The organism is Marinobacter sp. C1S70, from assembly GCF_000475355.1.
Taxonomy (GTDB): domain Bacteria; phylum Pseudomonadota; class Gammaproteobacteria; order Pseudomonadales; family Oleiphilaceae; genus Marinobacter; species Marinobacter nauticus.
Window position 1 is genome coordinate 97,089 of the sequence record NZ_AXBW01000040.1, and the last position, 15,590, is coordinate 112,678.

The 15,590-nt window shown below is 56.5% G+C and carries 15 protein-coding genes; 6 read left to right on the forward strand and 9 right to left on the reverse strand.

All coding sequences use genetic code 11. The features are described 5' to 3' along the window. Positions 1–5: 5 nt before the first annotated feature. From queF to Q669_RS12510, 3 genes are read right to left on the reverse strand one after another with little or no spacing between them, the layout of a single operon-like run. Positions 6–824: an NADPH-dependent 7-cyano-7-deazaguanine reductase QueF gene (gene queF, locus Q669_RS12500; RefSeq protein ID WP_022992509.1), complete on the reverse strand. Its 819-nt coding sequence runs from the start codon at positions 822–824 to the stop codon at positions 6–8. A gap of 18 nt (positions 825–842) precedes the next feature. Continuing rightward, positions 843–1,616: an ABC transporter permease gene (locus Q669_RS12505; protein WP_022992510.1), complete on the reverse strand. Its 774-nt coding sequence runs from the start codon at positions 1,614–1,616 to the stop codon at positions 843–845. Then, entirely contained in the window at positions 1,613–2,563 is a 951-nt protein-coding gene (locus Q669_RS12510) for an ABC transporter ATP-binding protein (protein WP_022992511.1), read from the reverse strand. Before Q669_RS12510 ends, Q669_RS12505 begins: the two co-directional genes overlap by 4 nt. A 248-nt stretch (positions 2,564–2,811) precedes the next feature. Between Q669_RS12510 and Q669_RS12515 the strand changes: the two genes are divergently transcribed. Further along, the gene (locus tag Q669_RS12515; protein WP_022992512.1) at positions 2,812–3,927 is read left to right on the forward strand and encodes an organic solvents resistance ABC transporter permease; all 1,116 of its coding nucleotides are present in this window, start codon (positions 2,812–2,814) and stop codon (positions 3,925–3,927) included. On the opposite strand, the gene Q669_RS12520 is transcribed toward Q669_RS12515, so the two are convergent. From Q669_RS12520 to Q669_RS12530, 3 genes are all read right to left on the reverse strand, one after another. Further along, positions 3,917–5,224 (reverse strand): HD-GYP domain-containing protein, encoded by a 1,308-nt coding sequence (locus tag Q669_RS12520; protein WP_022992513.1) that lies wholly within the window; start codon positions 5,222–5,224, stop codon positions 3,917–3,919. The two genes, Q669_RS12515 and Q669_RS12520, sit on opposite strands and share 11 nt — an antisense overlap. A gap of 177 nt (positions 5,225–5,401) precedes the next feature. Further along, a complete protein-coding gene (locus Q669_RS12525; RefSeq protein WP_022992514.1) occupies positions 5,402–5,998 on the reverse strand; it encodes a hypothetical protein in 597 nt (198 codons plus the stop codon). A gap of 62 nt (positions 5,999–6,060) precedes the next feature. Further along, complete coding sequence (locus Q669_RS12530; RefSeq protein ID WP_014421764.1) at positions 6,061–6,339, reverse strand: PilZ domain-containing protein; 279 nt, start codon at positions 6,337–6,339, stop codon at positions 6,061–6,063. Between the two features lie 194 nt (positions 6,340–6,533). Here Q669_RS12530 and Q669_RS12535 point away from each other — a divergent pair, with 194 nt between their 5' ends. Together Q669_RS12535 and Q669_RS12540 are read left to right on the forward strand one after the other, a co-directional pair. Next, positions 6,534–7,547, forward strand: coding sequence for a Fe(3+) ABC transporter substrate-binding protein (locus Q669_RS12535; RefSeq protein ID WP_022992516.1), 1,014 nt, complete (start codon positions 6,534–6,536; stop codon positions 7,545–7,547). Between the two features lie 150 nt (positions 7,548–7,697). Then, positions 7,698–9,386, forward strand: a complete 1,689-nt coding sequence (locus tag Q669_RS12540) for an ABC transporter permease (protein ID WP_022992517.1) — start codon at positions 7,698–7,700, stop codon at positions 9,384–9,386. An 84-nt stretch (positions 9,387–9,470) separates the two neighbouring features. On the opposite strand, the gene Q669_RS12545 is transcribed toward Q669_RS12540, so the two are convergent. Continuing rightward, the gene (locus Q669_RS12545; RefSeq protein ID WP_022992518.1) at positions 9,471–11,138 is read right to left on the reverse strand and encodes an AMP-binding protein; all 1,668 of its coding nucleotides are present in this window, start codon (positions 11,136–11,138) and stop codon (positions 9,471–9,473) included. 268 nt (positions 11,139–11,406) lie between these two features. On the opposite strand from Q669_RS12545, the gene Q669_RS12550 reads away from it, so the two are divergent. From Q669_RS12550 to Q669_RS12560, 3 genes are all read left to right on the forward strand, one after another. Then, positions 11,407–12,381: an ABC transporter substrate-binding protein gene (locus Q669_RS12550; protein ID WP_014421768.1), complete on the forward strand. Its 975-nt coding sequence runs from the start codon at positions 11,407–11,409 to the stop codon at positions 12,379–12,381. Between the two features lie 66 nt (positions 12,382–12,447). Next, entirely contained in the window at positions 12,448–13,350 is a 903-nt protein-coding gene (locus Q669_RS12555) for an ABC transporter permease (RefSeq protein WP_022992519.1), read from the forward strand. A 9-nt stretch (positions 13,351–13,359) separates the two neighbouring features. Further along, positions 13,360–14,154, forward strand: coding sequence for an ABC transporter ATP-binding protein (locus tag Q669_RS12560; RefSeq protein ID WP_011784596.1), 795 nt, complete (start codon positions 13,360–13,362; stop codon positions 14,152–14,154). Positions 14,155–14,214: 60 nt separating this feature from the next. On the opposite strand, the gene Q669_RS12565 is transcribed toward Q669_RS12560, so the two are convergent. Continuing rightward, positions 14,215–15,033, reverse strand: a complete 819-nt coding sequence (locus Q669_RS12565; protein WP_022992520.1) for a DUF6160 family protein — start codon at positions 15,031–15,033, stop codon at positions 14,215–14,217. Between the two features lie 64 nt (positions 15,034–15,097). Continuing rightward, positions 15,098–15,304, reverse strand: coding sequence for a hypothetical protein (locus Q669_RS19540; protein WP_152525048.1), 207 nt, complete (start codon positions 15,302–15,304; stop codon positions 15,098–15,100). Positions 15,305–15,590: the final 286 nt, after the last annotated feature.

Below are 15,590 nucleotides of genomic sequence, written 5' to 3' on the forward strand. Positions count from 1 at the left end.
GCCTGCTACTGCCTAACCAGCCGCGGCCCCGGACCGTCTTCAGCACATGTGCTGCGCCAGGGGTTGATATCCAGGCCACCACGCCGGGTGTAACGGGCGCACACCATCAAGGATTCCGGCTGACACCTCGCCATCAAGTCAGTAAAGATGGTTTCAACACAATGTTCGTGAAAATCCTGTTTCTGACGGAAGCTCACGATATAGCGCAGCAACCCTGCCCGATCAATCTTCCTCCCGGAATAGCGAATCAGTACCGTGGCCCAGTCGGGTTGGCCGGTCACTGGACAGTTGCTTTTCAGAAGATGTGAACACAAGCCTTCACTGACCACCGGCTCGCTGGTTGTCAGCGACTCAGGCGCATAGTCGTAGGCCACCTGCTCTAGCGTTTCGTCATCGATCAACTCGTATCCTTCGGGCCGGCCGATTGCAGGCGCTGAGTCATCCACACTCAGAAGCGTCACATCCACCGCCGCACCACAGGCACTCGAAAGATCCTGGGTGATGGTCTCGGCCACCTGCTCGGCCGACGAGAACACCGCCTGATTCAGAGAGTTCAGGTACAATTTCAGGGATTTGCTCTCAATAATTGCAGGCGATGCCGCAGGAAACCGGATTTCTCCCCAGGCCACGGCAGGCACACCGCCAGGCTTCAGCCAGGAGATTTCCCAGGCCTGCCACATGTCCTCGCCAAACCAGGGCCAGCGGCCATCGTCCAGGCCCATTCGCCGGCGGTTTTCCTCCCGGGCCACCGGGAACAGCAGCGACGGATCGTACTGATCCGGGTATTCACTGGACTTGCCCAGTGGCGCATTATCAAGAGCCATATCAGTTCCGGAATAAAATCAGTGTCGAATGCCCTTGCCGCGGGCAAGCATGCGCAAGGCAACCGCCGCCAACAAGACGATGAAAACCAGAATCATACCAAGAGACACGAACGGATTAACGTCCGAAACACCCAGTATGCCGAAGCGAAAACCGTTGACCATATACAGGATCGGATTCGCCATGGACACGCCCTGCCAGAACGACGGCAGCATGTCGATGCTGTAGAACACACCCCCAAGGTAAGTCAGCGGCGTCAGCACAAAGGTCGGGACAATGGAAATGTCATCAAACTTGGTCGCCAGCATGGCGTTGATGAAGCCACCCAAAGAGAACAGCGCCGACGTGAGAATCACCGTGATGATCACCATCAGGAGGTTATGAATACTCAACTGGGTGAATGCCAGCGACAGCAATGTCACGATCAGGCCAATACTCAGCCCCCTGGCCATGCCCCCGGCCACATAGCCCGCCAGTATCGTCCAGTTTGGCACCGGCGACACCAGCAATTCTTCAATACTGCGCTGGAACTTCATCGAGAAGAACGACGACACCACATTGGAGTATGAGTTGGTGATCACCGCCATCATGATCAGGCCGGGCACAATAAACTGCATATAGTCGTATCCGCCCATTTCACCGATACGGGAACCAATCAGGTTGCCAAAGATGATGAAATACAGCGTCATCGTGACGGCTGGGGGCAACAGAGTCTGCGGCCAGATCCGGGTAAAGCGCCGAACCTCGCGGGTAACGATGGTTGTGAAGGCTGTCCACAGTGCTTGCGGTGTCATGCCGTCACCCCGCTGGTTTTCTCTGCCTCCCCGGCATTTTCCTCAACCATGCGAACGAACAGCTCCTCCAGTCGGTTGGCCTTGGTTCGCATGCTCAGCACCCGAATACCAAGATTCTCCAACTCAATAAACAGGGCGTTCAGACCCTGCCCCTTGGCAACCTCCACTTCGAGCGCACCATCGTCATCCAGGCTGGCGTTAAATGCACTAAGCTCAGGTGCTTTCTCTAACGGCTGCTCGGTATCCAGTACAAAGGTTTCCACACTGAGCTGTTGCAGCAGTTCCCGCTTGCTGGTGTGCCGGATGATTTCCCCATGATCAATAATGGCAATATTGCGGCACAGGGCTTCCGCCTCCTCCAGATAGTGGGTGGTCAGAATGATGGTAGTCCCCTGACGATTCATCTCCTCCAGGAATTGCCACATGGAGCGACGCAATTCGATATCCACACCGGCCGTCGGCTCATCAAGAATCAGCAATCTGGGCTCATGTACCAGTGCCCGGGCGATCATCAGGCGGCGTTTCATACCACCGGACAACATCCTGGCCGGTGTGTTGCGCTTGTCCCAGAGCCCGAGCTTCTTCAGATACTTTTCCGCAGACACCCGTGCGGTTTTCAGGGGTATGCCGTAATAACCAGCCTGCGTGGTGACGATATCTTCCACCTTCTCGAACTGGTTAAAATTGAATTCCTGTGGAACCACACCCAGGGAGAGCTTGGCGCTTGAGAGGTCTGTATCGATATCATGGCCGAACACTCTGACCTTGCCGCCCGACTTGTTTACCAGAGAGGAAACAATCCCAAGAGTGGTCGACTTGCCGGCCCCGTTTGGGCCCAGCAAGGCGAAAAAATCGCCTTCCCGAACGTGCAGATCAATGCCTTTCAGGGCCTGAAAACCATCGCTGTAGTTCTTGGTCAGCCCTTCAATGTCCAGTGCGTAGGTCATACACCCCACCGTTGTTCAGAAACCCGGCTCCAGAGGAGCTAAAAAGATAGAGAGCTATTTGATTGAGGCAACGCCGGAAAATTCAAGTGACGAAGCCAATTAAAGCCAGGTGCCCCAAACCCTCAAACTGCGACAGGATTCCCGATATAGCCGAAGTGCCATCCCTATAATGCGGTTACAACAACTTACAAATCGGACACCGGCCACCGGATGCTCCAGGTCAACGCGAAGGGATTGTACGAAACGCCATGAAACTCGTTCACCTCACCCGCTTTATTCTGCCACTCTCTGCAGCCATCGCCCTGACCGGCTGCTTCGATAGTGGCAGCAGCTCCGGATCCGACGATACCCGCACCGGGCAAATTCATTTCCAGGGCGTTGGTGGGCTGACCTACCAGACTGCCAGTCAGTCCGGAAAGACCAACACCCGTGGCGAGTTCCGCTATTACCCCGGCGAGACACTCTCGGTCAAAGTAGGCAATCTACCTATCGCAGAAGGGATTCCGGCAAGGGAATACGTGACCTTCCTGGAATTTCAGGCAGACACCCGCGCGGCCCTGCAAACCCCGGCCGTTGACGATGAAGGACTGAACAGCCACCAGGTCCGTGAACAGCTATTGTTTGAGAACAACACACTGATGAACCTGTCCCGCTTCCTTCTGGCCCTGAACTGGACAGAGAACGTAGACGACGATGAGGGCATCGATATCCGCGAGCGGGTCATCAACCAGCTCAATCGGGCGCTCGATAATCCCAACCTGCCGAACACCGTCAACTTCAATGTCAGTACCAGCGAATTTACCGCCGAGAATTCACCGGCCAACCAGATCCTGGCGGAAATCTGCTTCTACCCTGAAGATGACCCGCTGTGCGGACAGCCTCCAACCCAGGAAGAAATAGATAACGCCACAGAACGGCCTGTCGACGGAGAGCTGGACCCGGATATCGACTACAAGGAAGACCTGGAGGCGCTTCGGGAACGGATTCTTCAGTCCGTACGCAATATGGATGAATTCGACAACGAGCAGGCCCGCAATTACCTTCGCAGAGAGCTCGCCGCTATAACCCGGAAGTTATCAAGGCAGTACTACCTGTCACCTGAAGACGCCACACACGCCGCCGGCGACACCAGCATCAAGTCCGTGAAAGTCAAAAAGATCAGGGGTGACGCCCAACTGGCCCAACTGCAAGCCCAAAGCACTCGCCCAACCGACGTTTATGTTAACGCCGAAAGCTGGCAAGAAGCAGAAGTGGAATACGTGGTCGACGGCCCCAAAGGCGGCGAATCAGAAATTCTGGTGAACTTCCGGCCGGAAGGTACCTACCGCTGGGTGCGCAAGCAGATACGCATACTTATCGATTGATCAGCTTACCCAGGGACCAGCGAGACTCGGCACCGGTCACATCGAAGCCGGCCGGGGCCAGGCCATCGGTGCCATGGGGCAAACACTCGCGTACGGTCAGCAATTCAGAAGCCGCCCGGGACTCATTGTGCCGGGCCAGATCAACAATCCTGGCTGATTTCAGTGGGCGGTGCTCCGCGTCCTGCATGACCATTACACTGGGCCACAACCGCCTTCCCGGTGAATGGGATACCACAATGCCACGCTGGCCATCAGAAAGCTCCACCAGAGTTCCGGTCGGATACACGCCCACACCCTGGATAAAGGCCTCAACTAGGTCTTCCTGAAATTCGATGTTGCGCATGTCGTACAGCAGCGATACCGCTTTTGCCGGTGTCATAGGATCCTGATCATCCCTGGGCGCAATCAAAGACTCAAAGAACTCGGCAATACCTGCCACCTTTGCCAGCAGGGGGATACGATCGCCCCGAATTCCCTGGGGGAAACCAGAACCATTGTGGCGCTCGCGGTGCCCCTGAACCACACTCATAACGGCCCTGGAAAGACCCGCGCCTTCCAGCATCTGGCAGCCACGCTCCACATAGGTGCGATAAGTTGCATATTCTTCGGTGGACAGCTGGTGTTCGCGGGCCAGCATTTCTTTAGGTAGTGCAGTCTTACCCACCTGGGACAAAAGACACCCTACCCCCAGATGATTCAACAGCCCTTCGTTCAACCCTAACTGCCGGCCACAGACCAGAGCCCACACTGCCGTGTTCAGGGCATGCCGATACACAAAATCATCGTACTGGCGAGTACGGCTCAGCCACAAAAGAGCGTTCGGCTGGCGAATAACGCTTTCCACCATGCGGCGGGTGACGTCCGCAGCCGGGCGCAGATCCGGCATCTGGTCATCCTGAACGGTCTCGAACATCCGGCTTAATGCCAATTCCGCATCGTTGAGGAGCTTGCGGGATGCTTTGAGTTCTTTTCTGAGGGGGACATCGTTCTTGTAAACAACCGGTTCACGAATACTCAGTGGCGCCAGCTGCAACTCCTCCCGACCACCCGAACGGGCGCTGGAACGTCGAGCAAAAGGTCGAACCTTGTCTGACCCGAGGGTGATTTCCTCCCGGATTTCAGCAACATCGATCATCACCCACTTACAGTGGGAGACAACGGCTTTCATGTCGTTTTCAGAACGGAGGTAAAATCCCTGGATGGGAAACGGTGTTTGATGCCAGGGGCGATCAAGATCCGACACGAACATGCCGATCTCAAGATCATGTGCCGCAATTTTTTTCTGACGAACGCCCACTAAACACCTCGGGAACAGGGATTCTTTGACGATTCCCAGTTTGCCACGTTAGCGGCAAGACTCCATTACGATTTGGTAGCCAAGCGTCACCAAACCGCAACAAGTCGTAACTCAGATTTTCATTCGGCAACGAAATGTATCAGTGTGACCAAGCTCAGAGGTAAAAGCAGACAGGCTTCAATCTTCCAGACATTGAGTCTCGTCAAAATCCGGCAGGCGCGCATTCAAAGAGCCCCGGGGCACCTTCCTGGCGTAAACCGTATAGGCGACTGCAGACGGACGGATGTAATCAACATTCACCTCTTCCCCGTCCTTCATCAGGGTCGGCTTTGCAGGCTGGCAGGACACAAGCAGCTCGAAGCGGCTTCCAACATCGGCAACCCGGGCTCCCCCTTGGGGCGTTTTTACCGTCAAACAGGCAGCCTGCTCTGTGGCCGGCGCACCGGATGCCGCCAGAACGTCCAGCGACGGATCTCCACAAGCACGAATGCCATCACCACAATCACCAGAACTGTCATGGCTGCTGTCGGCAATACGCCAGACCCGTTCACTGCACTGGGTTTCCAGTTTCATGGTGGTAGCCTGATTATTGCCTGGCCACCACTCTGGATATTCCGCGCTTTGCCAGTTCACGCGCACCTGCCGGGTTTCACCCGCAGAGTTTTCAGCAGGGAACATGGCATAGTGGGTATAGTAGCTGGCGCATCCTGATAGCATTACCACCGGCACAACAAACACCGAGGCAATCAATCTCAGGTAAGTGGGTGAACTCATCAGGCAAGACCTTTTCTTTTAACTGCGTCCATTATCGCCATCATGGAATCCACTTCCGCCAACTATTCGGCAGTATCGGCAAACTGCAACCCGAACCCGTCAACCGTGCGACGCACCACCACCATATCCAGAATGGGGGCCGGCACAGGAAGCCCCTGCACCTGAACGCTTACGCAATCGCCCAAGGAGGGCTCGAAGACCTGTTCACCCACAACGATGAAAACGCCGCCGTCTGAGATGTCACGGGTAGAGAAGACGAATTCTCCCAACTGTTCATGGACCAACTTCACTTTTGCACTCATTGCCGTGCGGCTATGCTCTCTGCGATCACTACCGACCATGCTCGGAAACCCTGCCATTTGCTGCCTTCTTATAGTGTTCTGAAGCATAACACTATTTTCTGAAAAATATCCCCGAAGGGTTATTGACTCATTCGCGGTTAGCAATGAGAATAGTTGTCGTTTTTAACTGCCTGTCACATTCGATTACAGGCGAACGTTCACCTTTTAGCAACGCGTCAGAAAGGATCAACACTATGCGTATGAAACTTGCCGCAACTGCCGCCATCGCTCTGGCCGCCATGCCGCTGTCCGCCTCCGCCGACGGCGAGGTCAACATCTATTCCTACCGCCAGGCTTACCTGCTGGACCCCCTGCTCAACGCCTTCACGGAAGAAACCGGCATTGAAGCGAACGTTGTCTTTGCCAAGCAAGGTCTGGCCGAGCGCCTGGAGCGTGAAGGCCGCAACAGCCCGGCAGACGTGGTGATGACGGTCGACATTTCCCGCATCAACGAACTGGTTGAGAAAGACCTCGTTGCCGGCGTTGAGACCGACACGCTGCAGGAGAACATTCCGGAGAACCTGCGCCACCCGGAAGGTAAGTGGTACGCCCTGACCACTCGTGGTCGCCTGATCTTCGCATCCAAGGATCGCGTTGAAGAGGGTGAGATCACCACATACGAGCAACTGGCTGATGACAAGTGGGAAGGCCGCATCTGTACCCGCAGCGGCAAGCACCCGTACAACATCGCCCTGATCTCCTCCATGATCGCCCACCACGGTGAAGAGAAGACCGAAGAGTGGCTGCAAGGCGTCAAAGAAAACCTGGCACGCAAACCCCAGGGTGGCGATCGCGACCAGATCAAAGCCATCGCTGAAGGCGTCTGCGACATTTCCATTGGCAACAGCTACTACTACGGCAACATGCTGATGGACGAAAACCAGCGCCCGATCGCCGAACAGGTTAACCTGGTATTCCCGAATGCCGAAGGTCGTGGCACTCACGTAAACATCAGTGGCATTTCCCTCACCAAGAGCGCGCCGAACAAGGACAATGCCATCAAGCTGATGGAATTCCTGTCCTCACCGGAAGCCCAGCGCATCTACGCGGAAGCCAACACCGAGTACCCGGCGAACCCGGAAGTGAAGCCTTCTGGCCTGGTAGCCGAGTGGGGTGAGATCAACCCGGACGATCTGTCACTGCAGGAAATCGCCAACAACCGCGAAGCGGCTGTGAAGCTGGTTGACCGCGTTGACTATGACGGCTGATCAGCCTCACACCAACCGGTAAACCGAAGGGTGTCCTGTCCAGGGCACCCTTTTTTGTTGGCCACAAACATGACCGCAGTCATTGCAGGGAAGCAACGCACTATCTAAAATCGCAACACTTCTCATCACCACTACGCTAACAGGATCACCATGACCGAGGTCGTTTCCAGTGCAAACCCGGGGCTCTCGCAACCGCTACTGGCAAAACGCACCTCAAAACGGTGGCTGATCAGCGCCGTCCTTACCACCGCTATTGTCGCGCTTCCAGTGCTGTCGGTGATCTTCCTGGCCCTGTTCCCGGACGAGAACATCTGGCCTCATCTGATTGAAACCACCCTGCCCCGCTACCTGACCACCACCATCAAGTTGATGATCGGTGTGGGCGCGCTAACCCTGTTGATCGGACTAGCCACCGCCTGGGCCGTGACCATGTGCGAGTTCCCGGGCCGAAAATTCTTTGAATGGGCTCTGCTGCTGCCTTTTGCCGTACCGGCCTACGTGATTGCCTATGCCTACACCAGCCTGCTGGATTACGCCGGCCCCGTGCAGCGAGGCCTGCGTGAGTGGTTTGGCTGGCAGAACGCCAGCGATTACTGGTTTCCGGAAATCCGCAGCCTGGAAGGCGCCATCCTGATGATCGGACTGGTACTCTACCCCTATGTGTACCTGCTGGGGCGAGCTGCCTTTCTTGAACAATCACCCTCACTGTTTGCCGTCAGCCGTAGCCTGGGTCATTCGGCACTGAGCACTTTCTTTCGGGTGGTTCTGCCCATTGCCCGGCCAGCCATTGCCGTGGGCCTGTCCCTGGTGCTGATGGAAACCCTGAACGATTTCGGCACCGTCGATTTCTTTGCCGTGCAAACCCTCACCCGCGGCCTGTTCGATACCTGGATGAACCTGGGTAATCTGGGCGGCGCGGCCCAGATCGCGACCACCATGCTCATTTTCGTGGTGATCCTGGTAACCCTGGAACGTTATTCACGGCGCCGCCAGCAACAATACGCGGCCCGCGACAACCGTGACCCGATTCACCGCTTCACCATGTCTTTCCCGCGCCAGATGATCTGTGTCGTCGTCTGCGCCGTGCCACTGGTTTTTGGCTTCATAATCCCCGGAGCCACCCTGGGCTATTACGCCTGGGAATACTTCGATGTCAGCTGGAACCCGGATTTTATTCAGAACACTTTTAACAGCCTGTTCCTGTCCAGCGCGGCAGCGCTCACCACTCTGATCATTGGCGTCACGCTGGCCTATAGCCGCCGCCTGCACAACACCCGGGGCATGCAGATCCTGATGCGGCTTTCGAGCCTCGGCTACGCCATGCCCGGCGCCGTTCTGGCCGTTGGCGTCATCGTGCCACTGGCTGGCTTCGATAACTGGCTGGATTCTCTGATGCGGGATTATCTTGGCGTGAGCACCGGCCTGCTGCTGAGTGGAACCGCGTTCGCACTGATTTTCGCCTACACCGTGCGTTTTCTGGCGGTATCTGCCGGCAGTGTGGAAAGCGCCCTTCAGAAAATCACCCCCAGCATGGACATGGCCTCCCGCTCCCTGGGCCACACTCCGGGCAAAACCCTGATCAACGTACACCTGCCGATGCTGCGTGGAACCCTGGTCACCGCCGCCCTGGTAGTGTTTGTCGACTGCATGAAGGAACTGCCGGCCACCCTGATTCTTCGGCCCTTTAATTACGAGACCCTGGCCACCTACGTGTACCAGTTTGCCTCAGACGAACAGCTCTATCACAGCGCCCTTCCCGCCCTGATCATTGTTGTCGCCGGTATCATCCCCATCATTCTGATGAACCGGTCCATCTCCAATTCCAGAACCATGGCCTGACGGCCAGAAATATCGGAACGCCAGAAACAAGAAGGCCCGGCAGTTTGCCGGGCCTTCTTGTCCTTACCGTGTAAGCCGTCGCCTTTACTGCCAGATAACCGGCTGCTTCTTGGCGTACCAGCTGTCCACTTTCGCCTGATAGGCGTCTTCCACCACGTTACGCTTAAGCTTAAGCGTCGGCGTCAGGAAGCTGTTCTCAATGGACCACTCATCGCTGACCACCGTAATGAAGGCCAGCTGCTCGTGGGGATCCACAGTTTTGTTCACATCCTGAATCAGCTGCCTGAAGCTTTCTTCCAACTCCTTGCGGAAGCTCTCGTCAGCAGCTTTCGGGCGAATCTCCTCACCCAGAACCACCAACGCGTGGGGCTGGGTCTGGTTGGCACCCGACACACACACCATTTCGATGGCATCGTGAGACATCAGGCGGTTCTCGATCGGCGCCGGCGCAATGTACTTGCCCTTGCTGGTCTTGAAGATCTCCTTGATGCGGCCGGTCAGCTTGAGACGGCCCAACTCGTCAATCTCGCCCTTGTCACCGGTACGCAGGAAGCCGTCCTCGGTGAAGGCTTCAGCGGTTTTCTCCTCGTCCTTGTAATAACCCATCATGGTGGCCGGGCTCTTCACCAATACCTCGCCCTGCTCGCTGATCTTCACTTCAACGCCCGGCAGGGCTTCGCCGACATAACCGGTGCGGGTACGGCCCGGTTTGTTCATGTGAGAGTAGGCAAAGTTCTCGGACATGCCATAACCTTCCAGCAGTTCCAGGCCGAGATTGCGGTACCAGTCCAATACATCGTTGGACAACGGTGCGGAACCGGAACCGGCCAGCTTCACCTTGTCCAGGCCAAGGCCTTTCAGCACCTTCTTCTTGATCAGCTTGTTCACTACCGGAATCTTCAGCAGACGATCCAACTTCTGCCTGGGCACTTTCTGCAAGACACCATGCTGGAATTTCACCCACAGGCGCGGAACCGAGAGGAACAGTGTGGGCCGTGCCCGCTGAAGATCCTGAACAAAGGTGTCCAGGGACTCGGCAAAATACAGCTGGAAGCCGGAATACAGCGAACCCAGCTCCACAAATGTGCGCTCAAACACATGAGCCAGCGGCAGGTAAGACAACATGCGCTCGCCCGGCCCTACGCCCAGCGTCTCGATACCGCCAGCGGCAGCGAAGGCCATGTTATTGAAGCTGAGCATAACGCCTTTCGGGCGACCGGTACTGCCAGAGGTGTACACGATGGTGGCCAACTCTTCCGGATCACGCCTGGTTTTGCCTTCCAGTGGCGGGTACTTGGCAACGATGTCGTCCCAGGTCTCGAAATCGTTGGGCGGGCTCAGCGGATAGGAAATGCAGCGAACCGATTCCGGCACACCGGATTTCATGCTGTCCCAGTCATCCAGTTTACCCACGAACAACACATCGCACTCAGCGTGGTTGAGGATGTAGTTCACGGTATCGGCGTTCAGGGTGGGATACAGCGGCACGGAAATGTGCCCGGCCATCCAGATGGCCCAGTCTGTCATCACCCACTGGGCACAGTTCTTGGAAATCAGGCCAATCCGGCTTTTCTCCGGCAGGTTCAGTGATTTCAGGTAAGCCGCCATCCGGCGTGCCTCATCCACAGCGCGGCCCCAGGTGTACTCAACCACCTTGCCGTCGCCGATAGGCTGCGTCATATAAAGGGAAGTGGGGCTGGTGGCCTCCCAGTGGTAGACCATATCCAGGGGGAGCTTCTTCGTTGTGTCCATGGACCTTCCTGATTTGTCGTTATAGTTTCGGATTCGCTTTGTCGCGTTCTCGTATTATTAGACTTTAGTAGCCTATTTCAACACACCAGAGCCCGTCAAAACGTGATCCGTGCAAAATAATTTGCATCTGCAACCACTCAAACGATCATCGCAACAATCTGCGCCTTCCGCTACACCGATTGCCGCATGGCTGTGTTAAACTTGCGCACCTTGAATTTTTGCCCCCGGTTTCACGGGAAAAAACAGTAACTGACTCGGAGATGGGCATATGGCCAAGAAATCCCTGCGCACCCTGATCGGCGCCTCGCTGCTGGCCGCAGCAAGCCTGGTTCAGGCGGACGACCCCCGTGTTGTTGCCATCACACAGATTGTTGAACACCCGGCACTGGATGCCGTCCATGAGGGCGTTAAGGACGAACTGGCCGAGCGCGGCTACCGCGAAGGCGAAAACCTGCGCCTGATGCACGAAAGTGCCCAGGGCAACTCAGCCATTGCCTCTCAGATTGCCCGCAAGTTTGTGGGTGAAAACCCGGATGTAATCGTGGCCATTGCCACACCGTCTGCACAAACCGTTGCCGCTGCAGCGCGTAACGTGCCCGTGGTCTTCTCTGCCGTGACCGATCCGGTTGCCGCCAAACTGGTACAAAGCTGGGAAGCCCCTGGTGCCAACATCACCGGGGTAAGCGATATGCTGCCCATCGAGAAGCACCTGGACATGCTGCAGCGTGCAATGCCCGACGCCAAGCGCATCGGTACCGTTTACAACCCTGGCGAAGCCAACGCCGCCGCGCTGATTGAACTGCTGGAAGAACGCCTGCAGGCCCGCGGTCTGGAGCTGGTTAAAGGTGCGGCCACCAAGACTTCTGAAGTGCTGGGCGCAGCCCGCTCCCTGGTAGGCAAGGCCGACGCCATCTACCTGACCACCGATAACACCGTGATCAGTGCCGCCGAAGCGGTTATTTCCGTTGGCGAACGGGCCAAGATCCCGGTGTTTGCTGCCGACACTGCCACCGTTGAGCGTGGCGCGGTAGCCGCTTTGGGCTTCAACTATTACAACCACGGCCGCCAGACTGGCGCCATGGTCGCACGCGTACTGGAAGGTGCCGGCACAGCCGACATGCCGGTTGAAACCATGGAAGAACTGGATCTGTACGTGAACCCCGAGGCCGCCGAGCGCATGGGCGTCACTCTGCCCGAAGACCTCATCCAGGAAGCCGTCAAAGTCGTCAAAAACGACAAATAACGCCTGACCAACACGGGCGGACCCCAAAAGGGCCCGCCCGTTTTCTTTCACGGTGAAAAACTACCCATGCTCAGTGAAATCGCATTCTACGGTGCTCTCGAAACCGGCCTGATCTACGGCCTGGTTGCCTTTGGTATCTATCTCTCTTTCCGTGTTCTCGACTTCCCCGACCTGACGGTGGATGGCAGCTTCCCCCTGGGCGCCGCCGTTGCCGCCATGTTAATTATTGAAGGCTGGAATCCCTGGCTGGCAACTGGCTGTGCGGTACTGGCCGGCATGGCCGCCGGTGCCGTAACCGCCATCCTGAATGTCAAACTCAACATTCTGAACCTGCTGGCCTCCATCCTTACCATGATTGCGCTCTACTCCGTGAACCTGCGCATCATGGGCCGGCCGAACGTGGCCTTGCTCACAGAAGAAACCGTACTGACTCCCTGGTACGACCTGGGCCTGGCTTTCCATCAGGTCCCGGTGCTGCTGTTTACCCTGGTCGCCATTGTGTCCCTGATTCTGCTGTGGCGTTTCATGAAATCCGAAACCGGCCTGGCCATGCGCGCCACCGGCGCCAACGCCCGCATGGCTCGCGCCCAGGGCATTGCGACCGGCGGCATGATCATTCTCGGGGTTGCTCTCTCCAACGGCCTGGTAGGCCTGGCCGGTGCCCTGTTCGCCCAGAGCCAGGGTGCTGCAGATGTCACCATGGGTGTGGGCGTGATCGTGATTGGGCTAGCCTCGCTGATTGGCGGTGAAGCCGTCATTACCCCCTCCACCGTGGTTCGCGCCCTGTTGGCGTGTGTGGTGGGCGCCATTATCTACCGCCTGGCCATCGCCTTTGCCCTGAATGCCGATATTCTGGGCCTGCAGGCACAGGATCTGAATCTGATTACCGCGGTTCTGGTCACACTGGCCATCGTACTGCCCGGCGTTCGCACCAAGATCGCCGGCCGTTTCACCAGCAAAAAGGCCTGAGGAGGCACTATGATCAGCGCAACCGATCTGCGGCTTACCTTTGGCAAAGGCACACCGCTGGAAAACCCGGCCCTGCGGGGCATGAGCCTGACAGTAAACCAGGGCGAATTCGTGACGGTCATCGGCAGCAATGGCGCCGGCAAATCCACCTTTCTGAACGCCCTGGCCGGCGAAGTCATGGTCGACAGCGGCCAGATTATCGTCGACAACCTGGACGTTACCCGTCTGCCCACCCACAAACGGGCGGCCCGGGTTGCCCGGGTGTTCCAGGATCCCCTGGCCGGCACCTGTGAAAACCTGTCCATTGAAGAAAATCTGGCCCTGGCCATCAAACGCGGCCAAAGCCGGGGCCTGACCAGCGCGGTGAAAAAGCAGTACCTGGGCCAGTTCCGGGAAAGCCTTGCCACCCTGAAACTGGGCCTGGAAAACCGCCTGGGCGACAAAATGGGCCTGCTTTCCGGCGGCCAGCGCCAGGCTGTCAGCCTGCTGATGGCCAGCCTCACGCCCTCCAGCATTCTGCTGCTGGATGAGCACACCGCAGCTCTGGACCCGAAAACCGCCAACTTCGTGCTGGAACTCACCCAGCAGATCATTGAGGAGCAGAAGCTCACCGCCCTGATGGTTACCCACAGCATGAAACAGGCACTGGAAGTCGGCAGCCGTACGGTGATGCTGCACCAGGGCCAGGTGGTATTCGATATTGCCGGCAAAGACCGGGATGGACTGGAGGTGAAGGACCTGCTGGGCCTGTTCGAGAAACAGCGCGGCCTGGAGGTGGACGACGACAGTCTGTTGTTGGGTTGAAACACCCGACAGACAAAAACGGGGCCCACGCGGCCCCGTTTTTGTTTCTACTTAGCCATTTTAGTGGCCGTAGATCACCATCTGGGTATTGGTAATGGCCAGGTCGTCCATAAAGATGCTGCCAATGGACGTACCACCCACCAGCACACCGCCAATGGTCATGTCAGCGCGGAACGAATCCATATCGACCGCAAGGCTGTCGACACCCAGGCTGTTAGAGCCCTTGTAGATATCGAGGTCCACCTTGGCGAACAGGTCCGGAATGTTTTTGTTGCGAACCGGATCATAGGTATCACCGGTCAGGCGCAGATCCCGGATACCCACCGCCAGGAACGGTGCGTCAAACTCCATGTTATCGATGGCGATATCGGCGCGCAGGTTCATCACGTCGGTATCGGCATCAATCTCGATGTTGGCACCGCCCATCAAAATATCGGCAGTAAAGTTATCGAGGATGGTGGTGGAATCTGTAGTGCCAACCAGGTTCCACTGGTCCGTGGATACCCGCACATCAACCGCACCAAAAACCTGCGGCAGCACGTTGATGATGGCATCACCGTCGCTGAGCACATCGATTTCAATACGGATGTTATCCAGCAAGTCGGTTTCCTGGGCGGCACCGCCCATCAGGTTAACACCCAACTCCGGGAACAGATCGCTACGGTTGGTACCGCCCACGAAGATGTTGTTGATCTCAAGCGAACCTTCATCGGTATAGATAAACCGATCAATGTTCAGTTTGGTCTCCAGCTCAATGGTTACACCCGCCTGGCCGGTGATGTTTCCCATTGTGGTTTCATCTAACGGTTGAAACGCCAGGGCCGCTGGGGGCGCCCCGGCAATACACAGCGCAAGAACGGTAGGTTTCAGGCCTTTCATTGTTCTTTTCCTTTTATAGTCGTTATCACTTCCTGTGGGCCACTGCAGTATTACGACGCCACTCTCATACTCTACCGACACGTCGTTTTTGGATACGTGCAGAAGTCACAAAAACCTGCATTCCGAAACTTTTAAGGCGCACAATTTTTAACCACAACATGTAGTAATCTGCAGAGAAACCGGCAATGGCGCGGCTTCCCGCAGATTCAAGAACTTTTCCATTGATTTTCTTTGCCCACAGGCGCCAATCAATAGTTGCTCTCTTATTCACAGAACACTATATCCTGTTATACTTCCCAAAAAATAAGCCCATATATAGGGCCAGCTACGCCAACACCTACTGAATGTCAAGCAGTAGAAATGCCAGCAGACACAAGGCTGGCAGCAGTGATCAACACAAAATTCCGGTTATGGAAGGCAGTCTTTCCGGCCAGGCACGAACACCATATATAGTGATTGTGCTGGCGCGATAACCAATGCAGTACCAGAAACACACAGGGGTAAGGCGCTGAGGACGGCGTCTTCAAAAAGAGACATACTGAAAACCGAGGGTGGCA